The sequence below is a fragment of the Bradyrhizobium sp. NP1 genome (assembly GCF_030378205.1).
Taxonomy (GTDB): domain Bacteria; phylum Pseudomonadota; class Alphaproteobacteria; order Rhizobiales; family Xanthobacteraceae; genus Bradyrhizobium.
On record NZ_CP127385.1, the window covers coordinates 6515693 to 6532359 of the forward strand.

Annotated in this window: 17 protein-coding genes; 10 read left to right on the forward strand and 7 right to left on the reverse strand. The window is 62.3% G+C overall.

The window, feature by feature from the left end:
* Window positions 1-73: 73 nt before the first annotated feature.
* Window positions 74-1345: a cupin domain-containing protein gene (locus tag QOU61_RS31550; RefSeq protein ID WP_289655090.1), complete on the forward strand. Its 1272-nt coding sequence runs from the start codon at window positions 74-76 to the stop codon at window positions 1343-1345.
* A gap of 34 nt (window positions 1346-1379) precedes the next feature.
* A complete protein-coding gene (locus QOU61_RS31555; protein ID WP_289655091.1) occupies window positions 1380-1565 on the forward strand; it encodes a hypothetical protein in 186 nt (61 codons plus the stop codon).
* A gap of 90 nt (window positions 1566-1655) precedes the next feature.
* Here the strand turns inward: QOU61_RS31555 and QOU61_RS31560 are convergent, their stop codons facing one another.
* Both QOU61_RS31560 and QOU61_RS31565 read right to left on the reverse strand, forming a co-directional pair.
* On the reverse strand, window positions 1656-2123 hold the full coding sequence (locus QOU61_RS31560) for a phosphate-starvation-inducible protein PsiE (protein WP_289655092.1): 468 nt from the start codon (window positions 2121-2123) through the stop codon (window positions 1656-1658).
* A gap of 158 nt (window positions 2124-2281) precedes the next feature.
* The gene (locus QOU61_RS31565; RefSeq protein WP_289655093.1) at window positions 2282-2719 is read right to left on the reverse strand and encodes a hypothetical protein; all 438 of its coding nucleotides are present in this window, start codon (window positions 2717-2719) and stop codon (window positions 2282-2284) included.
* A gap of 323 nt (window positions 2720-3042) precedes the next feature.
* Here QOU61_RS31565 and QOU61_RS31570 point away from each other — a divergent pair, with 323 nt between their 5' ends.
* From QOU61_RS31570 to QOU61_RS31590, 5 genes are all read left to right on the forward strand, one after another.
* Entirely contained in the window at window positions 3043-3447 is a 405-nt protein-coding gene (locus QOU61_RS31570; RefSeq protein WP_289655094.1) for a cupin domain-containing protein, read from the forward strand.
* A gap of 98 nt (window positions 3448-3545) precedes the next feature.
* A complete protein-coding gene (locus QOU61_RS31575) occupies window positions 3546-4208 on the forward strand; it encodes a 2Fe-2S iron-sulfur cluster-binding protein (RefSeq protein WP_289655095.1) in 663 nt (220 codons plus the stop codon).
* Window positions 4205-5185 carry an FAD binding domain-containing protein gene (locus QOU61_RS31580; protein WP_289661962.1) on the forward strand — a complete coding sequence of 327 codons (981 nt, stop codon included), beginning with the start codon at window positions 4205-4207 and terminating at the stop codon, window positions 5183-5185. The genes QOU61_RS31575 and QOU61_RS31580 overlap by 4 nt, the downstream gene beginning before the upstream one ends.
* Window positions 5186-5197: 12 nt before the next feature.
* Window positions 5198-7399 carry a xanthine dehydrogenase family protein molybdopterin-binding subunit gene (locus QOU61_RS31585; protein WP_289655096.1) on the forward strand — a complete coding sequence of 734 codons (2202 nt, stop codon included), beginning with the start codon at window positions 5198-5200 and terminating at the stop codon, window positions 7397-7399.
* Complete coding sequence (locus QOU61_RS31590) at window positions 7396-7545, forward strand: hypothetical protein (RefSeq protein ID WP_289655097.1); 150 nt, start codon at window positions 7396-7398, stop codon at window positions 7543-7545. The genes QOU61_RS31585 and QOU61_RS31590 overlap by 4 nt, the downstream gene beginning before the upstream one ends.
* A gap of 254 nt (window positions 7546-7799) precedes the next feature.
* On the opposite strand, the gene cydB is transcribed toward QOU61_RS31590, so the two are convergent.
* The 4 genes from cydB to QOU61_RS31610 form a co-directional block, all read right to left on the reverse strand.
* Entirely contained in the window at window positions 7800-8792 is a 993-nt protein-coding gene (cydB, locus tag QOU61_RS31595) for a cytochrome d ubiquinol oxidase subunit II (protein ID WP_289655098.1), read from the reverse strand.
* A gap of 2 nt (window positions 8793-8794) precedes the next feature.
* Window positions 8795-10210: a cytochrome ubiquinol oxidase subunit I gene (locus QOU61_RS31600; protein ID WP_289655099.1), complete on the reverse strand. Its 1416-nt coding sequence runs from the start codon at window positions 10208-10210 to the stop codon at window positions 8795-8797.
* A gap of 167 nt (window positions 10211-10377) precedes the next feature.
* A complete protein-coding gene (locus QOU61_RS31605) occupies window positions 10378-11403 on the reverse strand; it encodes an aldo/keto reductase (RefSeq protein WP_289655100.1) in 1026 nt (341 codons plus the stop codon).
* A 63-nt stretch (window positions 11404-11466) separates the two neighbouring features.
* Window positions 11467-12339, reverse strand: a complete 873-nt coding sequence (locus tag QOU61_RS31610) for an NAD(P)-dependent oxidoreductase (protein ID WP_289655101.1) — start codon at window positions 12337-12339, stop codon at window positions 11467-11469.
* Between the two features lie 380 nt (window positions 12340-12719).
* Here QOU61_RS31610 and QOU61_RS31615 point away from each other — a divergent pair, with 380 nt between their 5' ends.
* The 3 genes from QOU61_RS31615 (at window position 12720) to QOU61_RS31625 (ending at window position 16131) form a co-directional block, all read left to right on the forward strand.
* Complete coding sequence (locus QOU61_RS31615) at window positions 12720-13733, forward strand: helix-turn-helix domain-containing protein (RefSeq protein ID WP_289655102.1); 1014 nt, start codon at window positions 12720-12722, stop codon at window positions 13731-13733.
* A gap of 143 nt (window positions 13734-13876) precedes the next feature.
* Entirely contained in the window at window positions 13877-14533 is a 657-nt protein-coding gene (locus QOU61_RS31620) for an HD domain-containing protein (RefSeq protein ID WP_289655103.1), read from the forward strand.
* Window positions 14534-14673: 140 nt separating this feature from the next.
* Entirely contained in the window at window positions 14674-16131 is a 1458-nt protein-coding gene (locus QOU61_RS31625; protein ID WP_289655104.1) for a catalase, read from the forward strand.
* Window positions 16132-16258: 127 nt separating this feature from the next.
* Here QOU61_RS31625 and QOU61_RS31630 read toward each other — a convergent pair whose 3' ends face one another.
* Window positions 16259-16513, reverse strand: coding sequence for a hypothetical protein (locus QOU61_RS31630; RefSeq protein WP_289655105.1), 255 nt, complete (start codon window positions 16511-16513; stop codon window positions 16259-16261).
* Between the last annotated feature and the right edge of the window lie 154 nt (window positions 16514-16667).

Below are 16667 nucleotides of genomic sequence, written 5' to 3' on the forward strand. Positions count from 1 at the left end.
GTGGCGTGTACGAGGTGCTCGCCACCATCTCCCAGGTACTCACATATCATCTCTGCAACAGGAGCGATTCACGATGTTTTCGAGGCGAGACATGCTGGCAGCGACGGCCGTGGGTGGGGCGATGGCGGCAGCGACAATGACCACGGCTAATGCTGACACTCCGGTGAAGAGCGATATCAGCTTCGGCAATCCGAACGATCCGCCGCAGGGCGCGGTCAACGCCAAGAACCCGAGGAGCATCAGCGATCCCGGTCCGCAGAACCCGGCGATAAGGGATCAGTTCCCCGGTGCGTTTTCCCCGCCCGCGACCGACGTCGGCAGCATGCCGCTGAGCTGGGCGTCATTCAACAACGCGCCACGGCGCATTCAGAACGGCGGCTGGGCGCGCCAGGTGACACAGGACTCCTTTGCGGTTGCGGACACCATCTCCGGCGTCAACATGCGGCTTACGTCCGGCGGCATCAGGGAGATGCACTGGCACCAGTTTGCCGAGTGGGCCTACATGACCTACGGCACCTGCCGCATCACCGTGCTCGACGAATTGGGCCGACCCTATATCGCCGACGTCAAGGAGGGCGACCTCTGGTATTTCCCCGCCGGCCTGCCGCATTCGCTGCAGGGGCTCGGCCCGGACGGCTGCGAGTTCGTGATATGCTTCGATGAAGGCAAGGCCTCCGAGTTCACCACCCTCCTCGTCTCGGAATGGTTCACGCACACGCCGCCCAACATCCTGGCCGAAAACTTCGGTGTACCGGTCGAGACGTTCAAGGATATTCCCCTGCGCGACCTCTATATCTTCCAGGGCGACCTGCCCGGCGATCTCGCCGCGGACCGCCTGGCGGTGAGCGGAAACGGCGCGCCGCCGCACCCCTTCACCTTCTCGCTTGGCTCGGGTGCTCCGGCGCGCGAAACCAAAGGCGGTTCGGTGCGGATTGCCGACAGCCGCAATTTCACCGTTTCCACGACCGTCGCCGCCGCATTGGTAACCGTGCGTCCCGGCGGCTTGCGGGAGATGCACTGGCACCCCAACGCCGATGAATGGCAGTACTGGATCAAGGGCAAGGGGCAAATGACAATCTTCAACACGGGCCCGAACGCCGTCACCATGGACTTCAACGCGGGCGACGTCGGCTACGTCAAGAAGAACCTCGGGCACTACATCAAGAACACGGGCGACACCGATCTGCAGTTCCTCGAGGTGTTCAGAGCTCCCTATTTCGCGGATGTCTCGCTGTCCGACTGGATATCCCGCACGCCGCCGGCGATGGTTGCCCAGCACCTGAACGTCAGCGAAGCCACCATCGCAAAATTCCCGAAGAACAAGCCGGAAGTCATGCCGGTGTGATCGGGCACGTGACGCGCGATCGAGTCCGCGTCCGATGCAGCGCAGTTCCGATGAGCACAGCGCGAGCTACCGCGCTTTGCTCATCGGTCGTTTTTTTCTGAGCGGCGGCGTTACAGACGCCTCTGATCACAAAGGGCTGGCGGCACCCGATCTGGTCGAATGCCCGGTCGCCGTGAAGTCGTCGCAGATTGGGCAGCGGCTGCCTGATGCAGTGGTGTGAAGCGCCTCGGGAGTTGCGCCGGTCGTCAGCTTGCATCAGGGCATGTTAGTCGCGCAGCAAGTCGAGAACTGGACCAATCAGGCTGACGCGCTAGGCCCCGTAACCGGGCCTGTCGGATGGATCATCCTTATAGGACGCGAACCGCAGAACCAGCACGGCAAAGGAGAGGACCAGGATCGCTCCTGCCACTATCAGAAGATCCTTCCCCGTCTTGTGTTCCGCGCCCCCAATCTCGATCAGGACGCGGCCGAGCGCGGTCATTGCGATATATATCAGGTAGCGAACCGGAAGCTTGGTCGTCTTGAAATAGATTCCGACCATAGCGCCGATTTCAAGATAGATGAACAAAAGCAGGATGTCCGAAAGTTCGGCCCGTCCCTTGCCGAGCATGCCGATGAAAGCGGTAATAGCCGACCAGACCGTTGTTGCGCCTATCGCGAAAAGCGCCAAAAAATGAAATCCGTCAACCAGCAATATGCCCATTGCGTCGGCGGCTGCCTTCATTCCCCGATGAAGACTTTCTGCCGTTCGAGTCAGGTCGCTTCGTGCGTCCGGCATCTGAACAGTTCCTTCGGCGGGCGCCGGCAATAGCGTCGGTCATAGGACACGGCGCGCCAAACGCGACGCTCACCGGAAACCGCCGTGCCGTCTTGGACATCACGGCCGCTTGCTGCGACTGCATTCGGATCACGCGCGTGCACGCGCAGGCGCGCGGCTCAAGGGTCGCAATCAGTCAGGTCTTTATCCAGCAGGGAAACCACCTGATTGGCTTCCAGCGTGACGTTGCGCACCCAACAAACACGCCCCGTGTTGTCGGTGACTCTCAGTAGATAGCGTCCCGGGGCAATGCCGATAAGTCCAAGAATCTTGTCGTGACCGACCTCGCCACCGGGAACGAGTGCGATCTGATCGGGACCGAACGTGTCTTGCCCGGCCGGCGACATGTAGACCTGCGTGATCGGTGCCGACGTCAAATTCCGAAGACCGGGGCTCGTATCGCTCTCGGCGGCTTGTGCCGCTGCCGTCAGCCCGCCAACGATCGCCAGCGCCGCGCCGGCGAAAGCCCACGTTTGCCGGCAGCCTCGGCCGGGAGGCGATGTTCGCCGCTTGCCGCAAGTCACGCGCTTCAACATGCTCGAGGCGAAGATCATCATTGGTCCTTCCCGTGACCCGGTACTGCTGCCTGCAGCAAACCGCAAACCGATGCCGGCGATGGTCCCGGCAACCATGAAAACAGCTGACATTCGAGCTAAGCATGGGTCTCTCACGCACCACTAAATTAAAGTTCACAGCGCCGAGCGGCCAACGATAAGCCCTCACCCGTGATGAAGAGCGTGCTTTCTCCGTCGTCTGGATCAAGGTGGATCGGTGAAATAACGGACGAGGCAGGTGCGGACACTAAACTCCAATTTAGTAGCTCTCCGATCAGCCGCTTCTTAGCTTCAGGGTTATCGATCCAAAACTGCTCCGGAACGTCATGAGCTCTCCTGCGGCAATTCGCATCGTCGGCCCGGCCGAGTTCGACGCGGGAACCGCGCAGACACCGGGCTCCGAACGTCGCGCCGCCATCGCTCCGGCGCTCGGCGTGGCGTCGGTCATCTGGGGCGGCCTGTTCGAGGTAGAGCCGGGAGCGCGTACGGGAATTCATCATCACGGCGAGCAGGAGACGATCGCCTACGTCCTTTCCGGCATCTGCGAAGTACGCTGGGGGACAAAGGGAGAATCGGTCGCCCGCGCGAAGGCCGGTGATTTCATTCACGTCCCCGCCTTCCTGCCGCACATGGAAATCAACCCGTCGAAGCTGGAGCCGTTTCGATGGGTGGTGGTGCGCAGCACAGCGACGCCAATCGTCGTCAATCTGCCGGACGACACCTGGCCGTAAGCCGGGCGTCCTCCTGCGGACGGCGGGACAACGCCAGGCCGTAAGCCTGCTGTGTCCCTGCACGTCGTCTTCACGGGCCATGCAAACATGGAGCAATCATGGACGACCAAGACCCCAAACCCGACCTCGGCGGCATCAAGGTGACCCGACGCACAGTGGTCGAGACCGGAACGACCGCGCTGCTTCTGTCCACGCTGCCGCGCGCAGCCTTCGCGGCTGGCCTGGCCGACGAAGAGACGCCCGCCCCCGCCGTGAAGGTCGAGCTCCGAATCAATGGCCGTGCCTACTTGCTGACGCTGGATCCGCGCACGACCTTGCTCGATGCGTTGCGGGAGCATCTCGCACTGACAGGCTCAAAGAAGGGTTGCGATCACGGCCAATGCGGCGCCTGCACGGTGTTGATCGAAGGCCGCCGTATCAACTCCTGCCTGACGCTTGCAGTGATGCACGACGGACAATCCGTCACCACGATCGAGGGGCTCGCCGAAGGCGGCAATCTGCATCCGCTGCAGACGGCCTTTGTCGAGCATGACGGCTTTCAGTGCGGGTACTGCACCTCCGGCCAGATCTGCTCCGCCATCGGTATGCTGGCTGAAAGCCGGCTCGGCATGCCGAGCTACGTGACGGAAGACCTGGCGCGACCGGCCGCCGAACTCACCGACGCGGAAATTCGCGAGCGCATGAGCGGCAACATTTGCCGCTGCGCGGCCTACCCCAACATCGTGGAAGCCATCAAACAGGCTGCGGGATTGCAGACATGAAGGCCTTTAATTATCAGCGAGCCGATTCGGTCACGCTGGCGGCGGCCGCCACCGCCCGGTCCGGCGCGAAGATCATCGCCGGCGGCACCAATCTGCTCGATTTGATGAAACTGCAGGTGGAGACCCCATCCAGCCTGGTCGATATCAACCGCCTGCCGCTCGACAAGATCGAAGAGACCCCCGACGGAGGCTTGCGGATCGGCGCGCTGGTGCGCAACAGCGATCTCGCAGCCGACCCGCGCGTGCGGCAGCGTTACGGCGTCCTGAGCCGCGCGTTGCTGGCGGGCGCCAGCGCGCAGTTGCGTAACAAGGCCACGACCGGCGGCAATCTGCTGCAGCGAACCCGCTGCTACTATTTCTATGACGTCACCAAGCCCTGCAACAAGCGCAACCCGGGGTCCGGCTGTGCGGCGCTCGCCGGCTTCAACCGCATTCACGCCATCCTGGGTGCCAGCGAGCACTGCATCGCGACGCAGCCGTCGGACATGGCGGTGGCGATGCGTGCGCTCGATGCCAAGGTGGAGACGGTCAATCCCGCGGGTGACACCCGATTCATTCCGATCGCGGAGTTTCATCGCCTTCCGGGCACCACGCCCGAGATCGAGACGTCGCTCAAGCCGGGTGAAATCATCACCGCGGTAACGCTGCCTCTGCCGCCACCGGGCGTGCAGGTCTACCGCAAGGTTCGTGACCGCGCTTCCTATGCCTTTGCGCTGGTTTCGGTCGCTGCAATCGTCGACAGCACGCGCGGCCGGATTCGTTCGGCCCGGCTCGCCTTTGGCGGTTTGGCGCCAAAACCCTGGCGATCGCCGCAGGCCGAGCAAAGACTTGCGAACGCCTCCGCCGATAAAGCAACCTTCGATGCAGCCGCGACGGCGGTTCTTGAAGGCGCGCGCGGATTCGGCGGCAATGATTTCAAGATACCGCTGACGCGCCGCACCCTGCACAGCGTGCTGGCCGAGATCACCCGGGCTTAAGGAAGCGAACGCATGGAAATGAACTCACCCGTCGGCCCCAATGCCCTGGATGGAGAAGGCGTTGTCGGCAAGCCACTCGACCGCGTGGATGGCCGGTTGAAGGTCACGGGCGGCGCTCGCTACGCCTATGAAATGCAGCAGGGGAACGTGCTGTATGGCTTCGTGGTCGAGGCCTCGATCGGGAAGGGAACGATCAGATCAATCGATACGCGGGCTGCGGAGAAGGCGCCCGGCGTCGTGCTGGTTCTCACCCACCGCCACGCGCCCGCGCAGGGTACCGGCAATCACCGCGAGGCGCACCCGGTGCTCACCGGCCCACAAGTGACGTGTTATGGCCAGCCGGTCGCCTTCGTGGTCGCGGAAAGCTTCGAGCAGGCCAGGGCCGCGGCCTACCTCGTGGATGTGAAGTACGATCGGTCCAGCGGAAAATACCCGCTCCGGACCAACCTCCGCGAGGCGCGCGTTCCGCGACCAAGCGATGGTCAGCCCGCCGACAGCGCCGTGGGTGATTTCGCCGCCGCGTTCGCCGACGCACCGGTAAAGATCGACGAGACCTACACCACACCATTGCAAAGTCACGCCATGATGGAGCCCCATGCCACGTTGGCAATGTGGGACGGCGACCAGTTGATCCTGCACACCGCGAACCAGATGCTGAACCAGGGACAAAAGGTCATCGCCAAGACCTTGCAAATTCCGGTCGAGAATGTGCGGCTGATCAGCCCGTTCATCGGCGGCGGGTTCGGCGGCAAGCTCTGGGTCAATGCCGACGCCATCCTGGCCGCGATCGCCGCGCGGCACCTCAAGCGACCGGTGAAAGTCGCACTCACACGACAGCAGATCTTTCACGTCACGACGCACCGCTCGGACACCATCCAGCGGGTTCGTCTGGGGACTGACCGCGATGGTCGAATTCTCGCGATCGGTCACGATGTGTTCTCGGGCAATTTGCCCAGCGAGCAGACCTACGAAGGCGCGGCGCTGCAGACCCGCACGCTTTACGCGGGCGAAAACCGGCTGACGCGACACCGTCTGGTCCCGCTGGATATTCCGGTCGCATCTTCAATGCGCGCACCCGGCGAGTCGGTCGGGCTGATGGCGCTTGAATGCGCCATGGACGAACTGGCCGAAAAGATCGGGCTCGACCCGATTGAACTGCGCGTTCGCAACGAACCGAGCGAGGACCCGGAAAAGCATATCCCCTATTCCAGCCGTCACCTGATCGCGTGCATGCAGGAAGGGGCGCGTCGATTTGGATGGGACAAGCGCAATCCGAAGCCGGGCCAGGTCCGCGATGGACGCTGGCTGGTGGGGATGGGCATGGCCGCGGCGACGCGCGGCAATCCGCTCCAGCTCTCCAGGGCCAACGTCCGGCTGGATCCTGACGGCAACGCCACCGTCCGAATGGCGATGACCGACATCGGCACGGGGACTTATACCATCCTGGCGCAGATCGCCGCCGAGATGCTTGGCCTGCCGATGGAACGGATCCGGGTCGAGCTCGGCGATACCAATTTTCCGCAGGCCGCGGGTTCGGGCGGGTCGTGGGGCGCAGGCAGCTCGGGCTCGGCGCTGTTCGAGGCCTGCAATGCGCTGCGTGAAAAGCTGGCACGGGCCGCCGGCATGCATCCGGCAAGCGCCCGCTTCGTCGATGGCAGCATTGCATCCGGAGAACAGACCCGAAAACTGACCGACCTTCTCGACGGGGGAATGGAGGCCGACGGCGAAATTGAGCCCGGCCGTACGCTCGAGGATTTCTCGCAGCAGTCCTACGGAGCACATTTTGCCGAAGTCGGCATCGACATGGATACCGGCGAAGTGCGGCTGCGGCGCATGCTCGGCGTGTTCACCGCCGGTCGCGTCCTCAACGCCAAGACGGCCCGCTCGCAGGCGATCGGCGGAATGGTGTTTGGCGTCGGAGCCGCCCTGCACGAGGGGATGACGCTCGATTCCCGGTTCGGCTATTTCGTCAATCGGGATCTCGCCGAATATCTCGTGCCGGTGCACGCCGATATTCCGTCGATCGACGCGATTTTCCTTGCCGAGCTCGACGACAAATCCAATCCACTGAAGAGCAAGGGCATCGGCGAGCTCGGCATCTGCGGCGCCGGCGCGGCGATCGCGAACGCGGTCTACAACGCAAGCGGCGTGCGGATACGGGATTACCCGATCACGCTCGACAAGCTGCTTTCCCGGCTGCCGCTGCGCGCATGACCGGGGTCAAGGCCGGAAGCCTCCCGCAAGGTCCGATCGCGCTCGCCACGCTTGCGATCGCTGCAACGATCATGGCGATCGATCTTGCGACCTCGCCCGGCATGGCTGCTGGGCCGCAAGCGGCGCCAAGGCCTACGCCGACCTGACCGACGCGTGCAATTCATGTCATCAGGCTCTCAACCACGGCGTGGTCCGGATTCGCGTACCGAGCCGGACATCCGCGCCGGATCTGAACCCCGACAGCACCTCACGGAATTGAGGCGGTGCGACGCCGGCCGTCATGGCGCGTCGGCATCGATGCCAGGAGCGTGACGCTCGGGGTCGAGGCTTGAGACGCGGATCGCAAGACCGGATCGGGACCAGCCGCTCAGCTCGAGACCAGCCGCCCCTAGCCCGAACCTCAATGATGGCCATATCCGGACGTCGTCCCGACCCTACCCCGGAAGACACTGTAGCTGACGGCCGTATACACCAGCATCAGGGGGAAGACGATGACGCCACACCCCCAGAACATGAAATTGAGGCTCGACGGCGGCGCCGCGGCCTGATCAACCGTGATGACGGAGGGAATCATGTATGGCCAGAACGACAGCGCCAGGGTGGCAAATGCCGAGATGAAGATCAGCGCAACCATGTAGAACGGCAGGTAATCGTCGTGCTTCACGATGCTGAGCGCGAGCACCGTGGCCGCAAACGCTCCTGTCACCGGGAATACGAACAGATACGGCCGGTCGATCCAGCGATGCAGGATCGGAAGGTGCTCGGCCAGCGCATAGGCGAAAACGAGCACGAGGAACGCCAATACACCGATCGCGAGCACGGGGATCTGGCGGCGAGCGATGTCGCGAACGTCGGCCTCGCACTTCCTGATCAGCCAGCAAGCACCGAGAAGGGCATAGCCAAGGCACAGGCCGATGCCGCAAAGGACGGAAAACGGCGTGAGCCAGCCGATCGCGCCGCCGGAATATTGGCCGTTCGTAAACGGCAGCCCTTCGACCAGGGCGCCGACCGTCAACCCTTGTATGAAAGTGGCGATCAGGGAGCCGCCGACAAAACTGACATCCCAGATCCAGCGCAGCCGCTGTGTCTTGTACCGAAACTCGAACGCCACGCCGCGCAGGATCAGACCCAGCAGCATGACGATGAGAGGCAGATAGAATGCCGACAGCAACGCTGCATAGACCACGGGGAAAGCTCCCCACAAGATCACCGCGGTAACCACCAGCCAGGTCTCGTTGCCGTCCCAGATCGGCGCCACCGCGCTCAACATCGCACTGCGCCTGGCTTCACCGCGGGCGAGGCCGGACAGCAGACCAACACCGAGATCGAGGCCATCGAGCAGCACATAGAGCAGAATGCTCACCGCCAACAGCGAAACCCAGAACATGACCACGGCTATTCTCCAGCGCTGATATAGTTTGGTGCTTGAGTTGACTCTTCATCGGCGAGCGACATCGGACGGTTCGGGACCACGACATGCGGAACCTCGAACGGCTTCCTGGCGGGACCAATGCGGATGAGTCGGTAGATGTAAAACGTGCCGAACAGGAAGATAAAAGCGTAAACCGCACAGAAGATCACGAGCGAAATCGTCGCCTCGGTCGTGGTCAGGAATGGCGTCATGGCATCCGCGGTTCGCAACAAGCCAAAGACAACCCAGGGCTGGCGGCCGACCTCGGCGGTGAACCAGCCGGTAATGATCGCTATGAACGGCAGCGGAAAGCTGAAGAAAGTCAGCCAAAGCATCGGGCGATTGTACGCCAGGCGGTGCTTGTAGCTCAGATAGCTACCGAACCAGGCGAGCGCCAGCATCACCAGACCGCATCCCACCATGATCCGGAACGCGAAGAACGGGATCACCACCGGCGGCCAGTTTTCCTGGGGGATGCTGTTGAGCCCTGTTTCCGCAGCGGTGAGACTGTCGGAATCGATCAGACTGCCAAAGGGCGGGGGCAACGTGATCGCGAAGAGGTTGCGCCTGTGCTCCACGTCGGGCCAGGCGAACAGCACTTCAGAGCCTGGCTTCTCATCGTTCCAGCGTCCCTCGATGGCCGCCATCTTGGACGGTTGATAGGAATTGACATACTCGCCGTTCAGATGTCCGAACAGCAGCTGGATCGGCATCAGCACGGCCGCCAGACCAAGGCCCATGCGCAGCATGATGCGCGACTCGGCGTGGTATACCTTCCGCAAGACGTACCATGCCCCGGTCGCGGCAACACAGAAAGCACCGGTCAGGTAGGCAGCGAGCAACATGTGGGGAAATCGCGACCAGACAACCGAGTTGAAGAGGATCTTGGTCCAATCGTCGGGAACGAAGGCGCCGTTTTCCATGACGTAGCCCGACGGCACCTGCATCCAGCTGTTGTTGACCATGATGAAGAACGCCGAAAACGTGGTCCCCAGCGCAACCATCGCGGTTGAAAACAGATAGAACCATGGCGGCACGCGGCTGCGGCCAAAGATGAGGACACCGAAGAAACTGGCCTCGAGCATGAACGCCCAAAAGGTCTCATACATCAGCAGCGGACCCTGAATCGGCCCGGACATTTTGGACAGCACGCTCCAATTGGTGCCGAACTGGAATGCCATCACGATCCCGGATACCACACCCATTCCGAACGCAACGCCGAATATCTTCAGCCAGAATTCAAAGATCACGCGATAGGCCGGACGGCCGGTTGCAAGAGCCATAGCCTCGATAACACTGAGCCAGGCTGCCAGCCCGATCGTGAACGACGGAAAGATGATATGGAACGTGATGGTAAAGGCGAATTGAATACGCGACAGAAGAAGCGCTGTCATGTCCATTGCAATCCTCCCGCCGGGACAAGGTGAGCTACCCGAAGGTAGTGGCGGGAGACGGGAGGCCCATTAAATTCGTCGTTAGTTTCTCGACCCGACCCGAACGATCACGTGGTCCGACGACCGAAGTCGTCGGACCACAATCGCCGATATGAAATCTGGCGGGCCGCGTCTCATGCGGCGGCACTGCGCGATGGCGGCGCCATGAACTCCGGACCGACTGGATCAGTAATGCTCTCGCGCAGGATCCGGTCGATCTCGGCCCTGGTTGCAGGATCGAGCCGCCAGCCAGTCACCTCGTCAACCGGCTGCAATTGATGTGGGTGGCGCGCGCCCCACAATGCCGTGGTGATACCCTGGTCGAGCATCCAGCGCACCGCCAGGTGAATAACGCGCTTGCCGAACCGCCGCGCGAGGCGATCGAGCTTCTCCACGGCTGTCAGGTATTGCGCGAACCGCGGCTTGACGAACTTCGGGTCCGTGCGCCTCAAATCGTCGCCGTCGAAGGCCGTGTCGGCCTGCATTCGTCCGGACAGCAGGCCGCGGCATAGGGCACCGTATCCCAGCGTCGCAATCTTGTTCTTTTGACAATAGGGAAGAAGGTCGGTCTCGATCCCGCGTTCGAACAGATTGTACGGCGGCTGCAGAACATGGAGCGGCGCGACGTTGCGAAAGCGCTCCATCTGAAGGACGGAGAAGTTGCTTACGCCGATGGCGCGGATCTTGCCCTGCTCAAGCAGTGCAAGCATCGCTTCCGCGGTTTCCTCGATCGTCACCAGGGGATCAGGCCAATGGACCTGATAGATGTCGATGTAATCGGTCCGAAGCCTGCGCAGTGAATCCTCGACCTCCGCCAGGATACGGGCACGACTGGCATTGCGAGATACTTTTCCGCCATCCCACTGGAGTCCCGCCTTGGTGGCAATGATCACGTCCGAGCGTATCCGACCCTGAGCAAGTGCCTTGCCCACGATCTCCTCGGAGCGGCCGAACCCATAGACCGGAGCGGTATCAACGACGTTGATGCCATGCTCGAATGCCGCGCGGATCGTGGCTATCGATTCGGCTTCATCGGTTCCGCCCCACATCCATCCGCCGATGGCCCACGTGCCGATCGCGACGGGCGACACCTTGAGCGACGTGCCCGGAATCTCGGCAAGCTCCATTGCTGGTTTGAGAGCTTCTGCTTGATCAGTCATGATTTTGTTTCCTTCTTTCAACGCATCCGTCATGACGGGCATGAGGGACGGACAGGTTCAGATTCATTTGACGGTGACCGGCGGCGCGGCGTAGAGCCCGGCCTCCTCGGCCGCGACAAGGCCGAGGGCGGTCCAGTCAAGTTCGCCGTAACCGCGCGCGATTCCGGTGATCAACCGGTCCCGGACCACGCCCACCGACGGCATCGGGACGCCCGCTTTCTCCGCTTCCGCAAGCGCCAGGCGCACGTCCTTGAGCACAAGCGGCAATACAAACCCGGCCGCGTAGTTCTGTCTGGCGATCTTGTCGCCGTAGATCTTGTGCGCACGCCCGCCGAACATCGTGCTCGTCATGATGTCGATGAAGGGCTGCGGATCAAGCCCACGTTTTCGAACGACAGCAACGGCCTCTCCGAGCACCTCAAGCGCGGTCGCGCTCATCATGTTGCCGAGCAGTTTGACGAGGTTTGCATTTCCAGGCTCGGCACCGATCACAAACGTCCTTTGCCCGAGATTGTCGAGGATCGGCTGGCAGTACTCGAGATCGGCCGGAGCGCCAGCGGCCACGATGAACAACTGGCGCGCCCTGGCAGCGTCCGGATTGCCGAATACCGGCGCGGCGACATAGCCCTGCCCATTGCGCGCATGCTCGCTTGCCAGCTGCGCCGCGGCCGCGGTGCTGATTGTGCTCATCGAAAGATGGATCGCGCCGGGCATGAGACCAGCGGCCAGACCGTCGAGACCGATGTCCCTGCGACCGAACACGATTTCGCGCACCGCATTGTCGTCCGGCAGCATGCTGATGACGACCTTGCAGTCCAGCAGGTCGTTGAAATCGGTCGTCGCCCTGAGACCTGGCGTCTCCAGACGTGCGACCTGGTCCGGGCGGCGGACATAGGCAATCACCCGCCTTCCCGAGGCAACGAGGTTGGCGGCCATTGCCGCTCCCATATGACCAAGGCCGACAAAGCCGATTTCGCCCAACACCGGACCGCGGCCGGCGGGTTTGGCGCCCGATGCGCTTCCGAAGGCGGGAGGTGAATTTGGCTCGTGCTTGATCATGGCGGCTCCTGGGCGTCCACCGGTCGCTCGCCCTAGGCGTACGTTTTGCGGCGGATCCAGATACGTATCTGGTGATGAGCCGATCTCGTGCTTGTCTCGGCTTGCCGGGCTTTACGCCTTCTTGCTGGGCGCTCCAGTAAAATCGAATTTAGTCTCTGAAGAGCAATTTAGTGGTTCGATGAATCCGCCTGCCTAGACTCCACGGACTCGGCGCGAGAAGCGCCGGTTCCGTTTCCCAATTGTGAGCAGCAGTAACGATGGCCCTCGATGACAGCATGGATCGTGATCCCATCCATGGATCCGACGATAACAGTCCTGATCGACAGGGGCGGTCAACGTTCGTCGCTGGAGAAAGAACGGGTGAGATCGGCGTTACACTCTCGGGCCTTCGTCCTCCTTCTCGATCGATCGTTGAGATTTCGCCGGCCAATATTGCTCGTCGCCGATTGGCGAATTGGGGCGCAATCCAGGGCGAGAGGGTCAACGTCACCCGACGCGAGACTTTCGAATACGGCTTTCAAGCTCCGCGACACCTGCTGATCGCTCACGAACGCGGAGAACGGGAGGATGGCGAGACGCTCATCGAGGGACTGCCAAGATCGACCTTGCGCGAGTTCAACTGCAAGCTCAGCTTCGTCCCTGCCGGGCACAAGTTCTTCGGATGGCAGACACCACGGGTGCTGACGCGTGTCACGTATTTCTATATCGACCTGCAGGATCGGCTGTTTGATCTGGAATCCGGCGGCGCCCGCCCCACGATCGGTCCCCGATTGTTCTTTTTCGACCAGGCCGTCTGGGACACGGCACTCAAACTCAAGGCCGAAGTCGGAAATTCCGATCCGGGCAGCCGCCAATATGCGGAGGCCCTGGGCGTCGTTCTCGTGCACGAGCTCATTCGACTGGAACGGGCGACAACTGCCACAGCGAGGCTGATTCGTGGCGGATTGCCCGTGTGGCAGCAAAAACGCGTGATCGAATTCATCGAGGAGCATCTCACGGAAGACATCTCGCTCGCCGCTCTCGCAGAGCTCGCCGGTCTGAGCCTCTATCATTTCGCACGCGCCTTTACACAATCCTTTGGCGTGCCTCCGCATCACTATCATATGGCACGCCGGATCGGTCGCGCCAGGAATCTGCTGCAAGCGCCGACGCTCTCCGTGACGCAGATCGGCGTCCAGGTCGGCTTTCGCGAAACGAGTTCATTTACGCGAGCGTTTCGCAGATTCACCGGATTGACGCCGACCGAATATCGCCGACACCGAGGAGGCTAGCGTCGCAGGCGCCCGGCCGCTGACAGCCGCTCGAGCTCGTGACCAACGCGCTTGCTAAACTATAATTTAATGGTAGCGGCGGGCTCCGAACCTACCTCGGCTGCAGGGGGAGCGCTTGAAACGTGAATGGGTATAACCGTCCAATGAGCATCGATCTTGCAGACAGCATCGAGCTTGCCGGGATCAAGATTCCCGACAGCAAGCTCGCGCGCGAGATAACGGAACTGGTGCGCGACAGCGAGACAGCGCTGCTGTTTCACCATTCGAGCCGCGTCTATTACTGGGGCGCGCTGGCCGGCAGGCGCCGCGGTCTCCGGTTCGATCCTGAACTGCTCTATGCCGGCGCGATGTTCCACGACATGGGATTGACCCATCAGCACAGCAGCCCGGATGAGCGCTTCGAGGTCGACGGCGCCAACGCCGCGCGCGACTTCCTGCGCAGCCGCGGCATCGCGCAACACGACATCGATACGGTCTGGACCGCGATCGCCTTGCACACCACGCCGGGCATCCCGCAGCACATGCACCCGGTGGTGGCCCTGGTGACGGCCGGCGTCGAAATGGATGTGCTTGGCCTGGCTTATTCCGATTACAGCGACGCCGAGCGCGAGGCGGTGGTGCACGCACATCCGCGCAACGCGCATTTCAAGGAAGACATCATCCAGACCTTCTACGACGGCATCAAGCACAAGCCGGAGACGACCTTCGGCAACGTCAAGGCCGACGTGCTCGCCGACAAGGATCCGCATTTTGTCCGCGGCAATTTCTGCAGCGTGATCCGCAACTCCGCTTGGCGGTGATAAGGCCGCCTCCCCGCAAAATCGAAATCAAGCCACCGAAGCAACCTGCCGGCCGAGCAGCTCGCCCGACGTCGGCGGCGGAGCTGGCACAACCGACTTAACACCCGGCACAGCCGACTTAACACAGCGAGGAACTGATCATGGCCAAAGACACGCGATTTACCAATGCCACCGGCGCGCCGGTCGCCGACAACACCAACATCATGACGGCCGGCCGGCGCGGCCCGGCGCTGCTGCAGGACATCTGGCTGATCGAGAAGATGGCGCATTTCGACCGCGAGGTGATCCCGGAGCGGCGCATGCATGCCAAGGGCTGGGGCGCCTACGGCACCTTCACGGTGACCCACGACATCAGCCGCTACACAAAGGCCAAGCTGTTCTCGAAGATCGGCAAGCAGACGCCGATGTTCGTGCGCTTCTCGACCGTCGCCGGCGAAAGAGGCGCTGCCGATGCGGAGCGCGACATCCGCGGCACCGCGCTGAAGTTCTACACCGAGGAGGGCAACTGGGACATCGTCGGCAACAACACCCCGGTGTTCTTCTTCCGCGATCCGCTGCGTTTCCCCGACCTCAATCATGCGATCAAGCGCGATCCCCGCACCGGCTTGCGCAGCGCCGACAACAACTGGGATTTCTGGTCGCTGCTGCCCGAGGCGCTGCACCAGGTCACCGTCGTCATGTCGGACCGCGGCATCCCGAAAAGCTTCCGTCACATGCATCTCTTCGGCAGCCACACCTTCTCGATGATCAATGCCGCCAACGAGCGCGTCTGGGTCAAGTTCCACTTCCGCACCCAGCAGGGGATCCAGAACCTCACCGACGCCGAGGCCGAGGCCCTGGTCGCCAAGGACCGCGAAAGCCACGGCCGCGACCTGCTCAACGCGATCGAGGCGGAAGACTTTCCCCGCTGGAAGCTTTTCATTCAGGTGATGACTGAAGCCCAGGCGAAAACTCATAAGCACAATCCCTTCGACCTGACCAAGGTCTGGCCGAAGGCGGAGTATCCGCTGATCGAGGCCGGCGTGATGGAGCTCAACCGCTACCCGGACAACTACTTCGCGGAAGTCGAGCAGGCCGCCTTCTCGCCCGCCAACATCGTGCCCGGCATCGGCTTTTCGCCCGACAAGATGCTCCAGGGCCGGCTGTTCTCCTATGGCGACACCCAGCGCTACCGGCTTGGCATCAACTTCAACCATATCCCGGTCAATGCGCCGAAATGTCCGTTCCAAAGCTACCACCGCGACGGCAAGATGCGCACCGACGGCAATCTCGGCGGGACGCTTACCTTCAATCCCAACAGCGCCGGACTCTGGGATAACCAGCCCGATTTCGACGAGCCGCCGCTGCCGATCGAGGGCGAAGCGGCGCACTGGGACCACCGCGTCGACGATGACCATTGGGAGCAGCCCGGCAACCTGTTCCGGAAGATGACCCCGGCGCAGCAGCAGGTGCTGTTCGAGAACACGGCACGCGCGATGGGCGACGCGAGGACGCACATCAAGCAGCGTCACGTCGACAATTGCACCCGCGCCGATCCGGCCTACGGCGCAGGCGTCGCGAAGGCGCTCGGGCTCAAGCAGCGGGAGCTGGTTGATTGAGACGAGCCGCACGCGGTCCCGCCGGTCAGCGGCTACTCGTTGGCGCTGATCCTGGCGGTGACCGCTTGTAATGCGAGAAAAGAACGGTGAAGAGTGCCCCACCCGGACTCTCTTCGCCGCACTATAACTAGATGGAAGGCCTGTCGCACAGGCCGCAATCCCGCCTTGGCTCGCACAACCGGGAGCCGTTCTCATCGCCATCACCGTCTTTCGGTTTGGCCAAATGCCTCACTGGATTGCCGTTCGGAGGCGGAGAAGCGGCGTCATTCCGCAATGTTATTTCCGATGTGACGTAAAAGGCCGGAATCAACAAGGGCACACTGAGGATGACGCCGAGCGTCAGTGCAATGACGATCGAGTCCTGTTTCGTCAACGTGAACATGTCAAACTCCAACTTCCGGAGATCCGCCGGCGGCGGACGCAACAGCTGCAATCGTCGCCGGCGGCGGCGCCTTGTAGATGAAGCCGTGACAAGCGGTCGAGATCGGAGCGGTTGTTGACGCTGCCGACCCGTCCCGCGAAGGTTCACGGGCCGC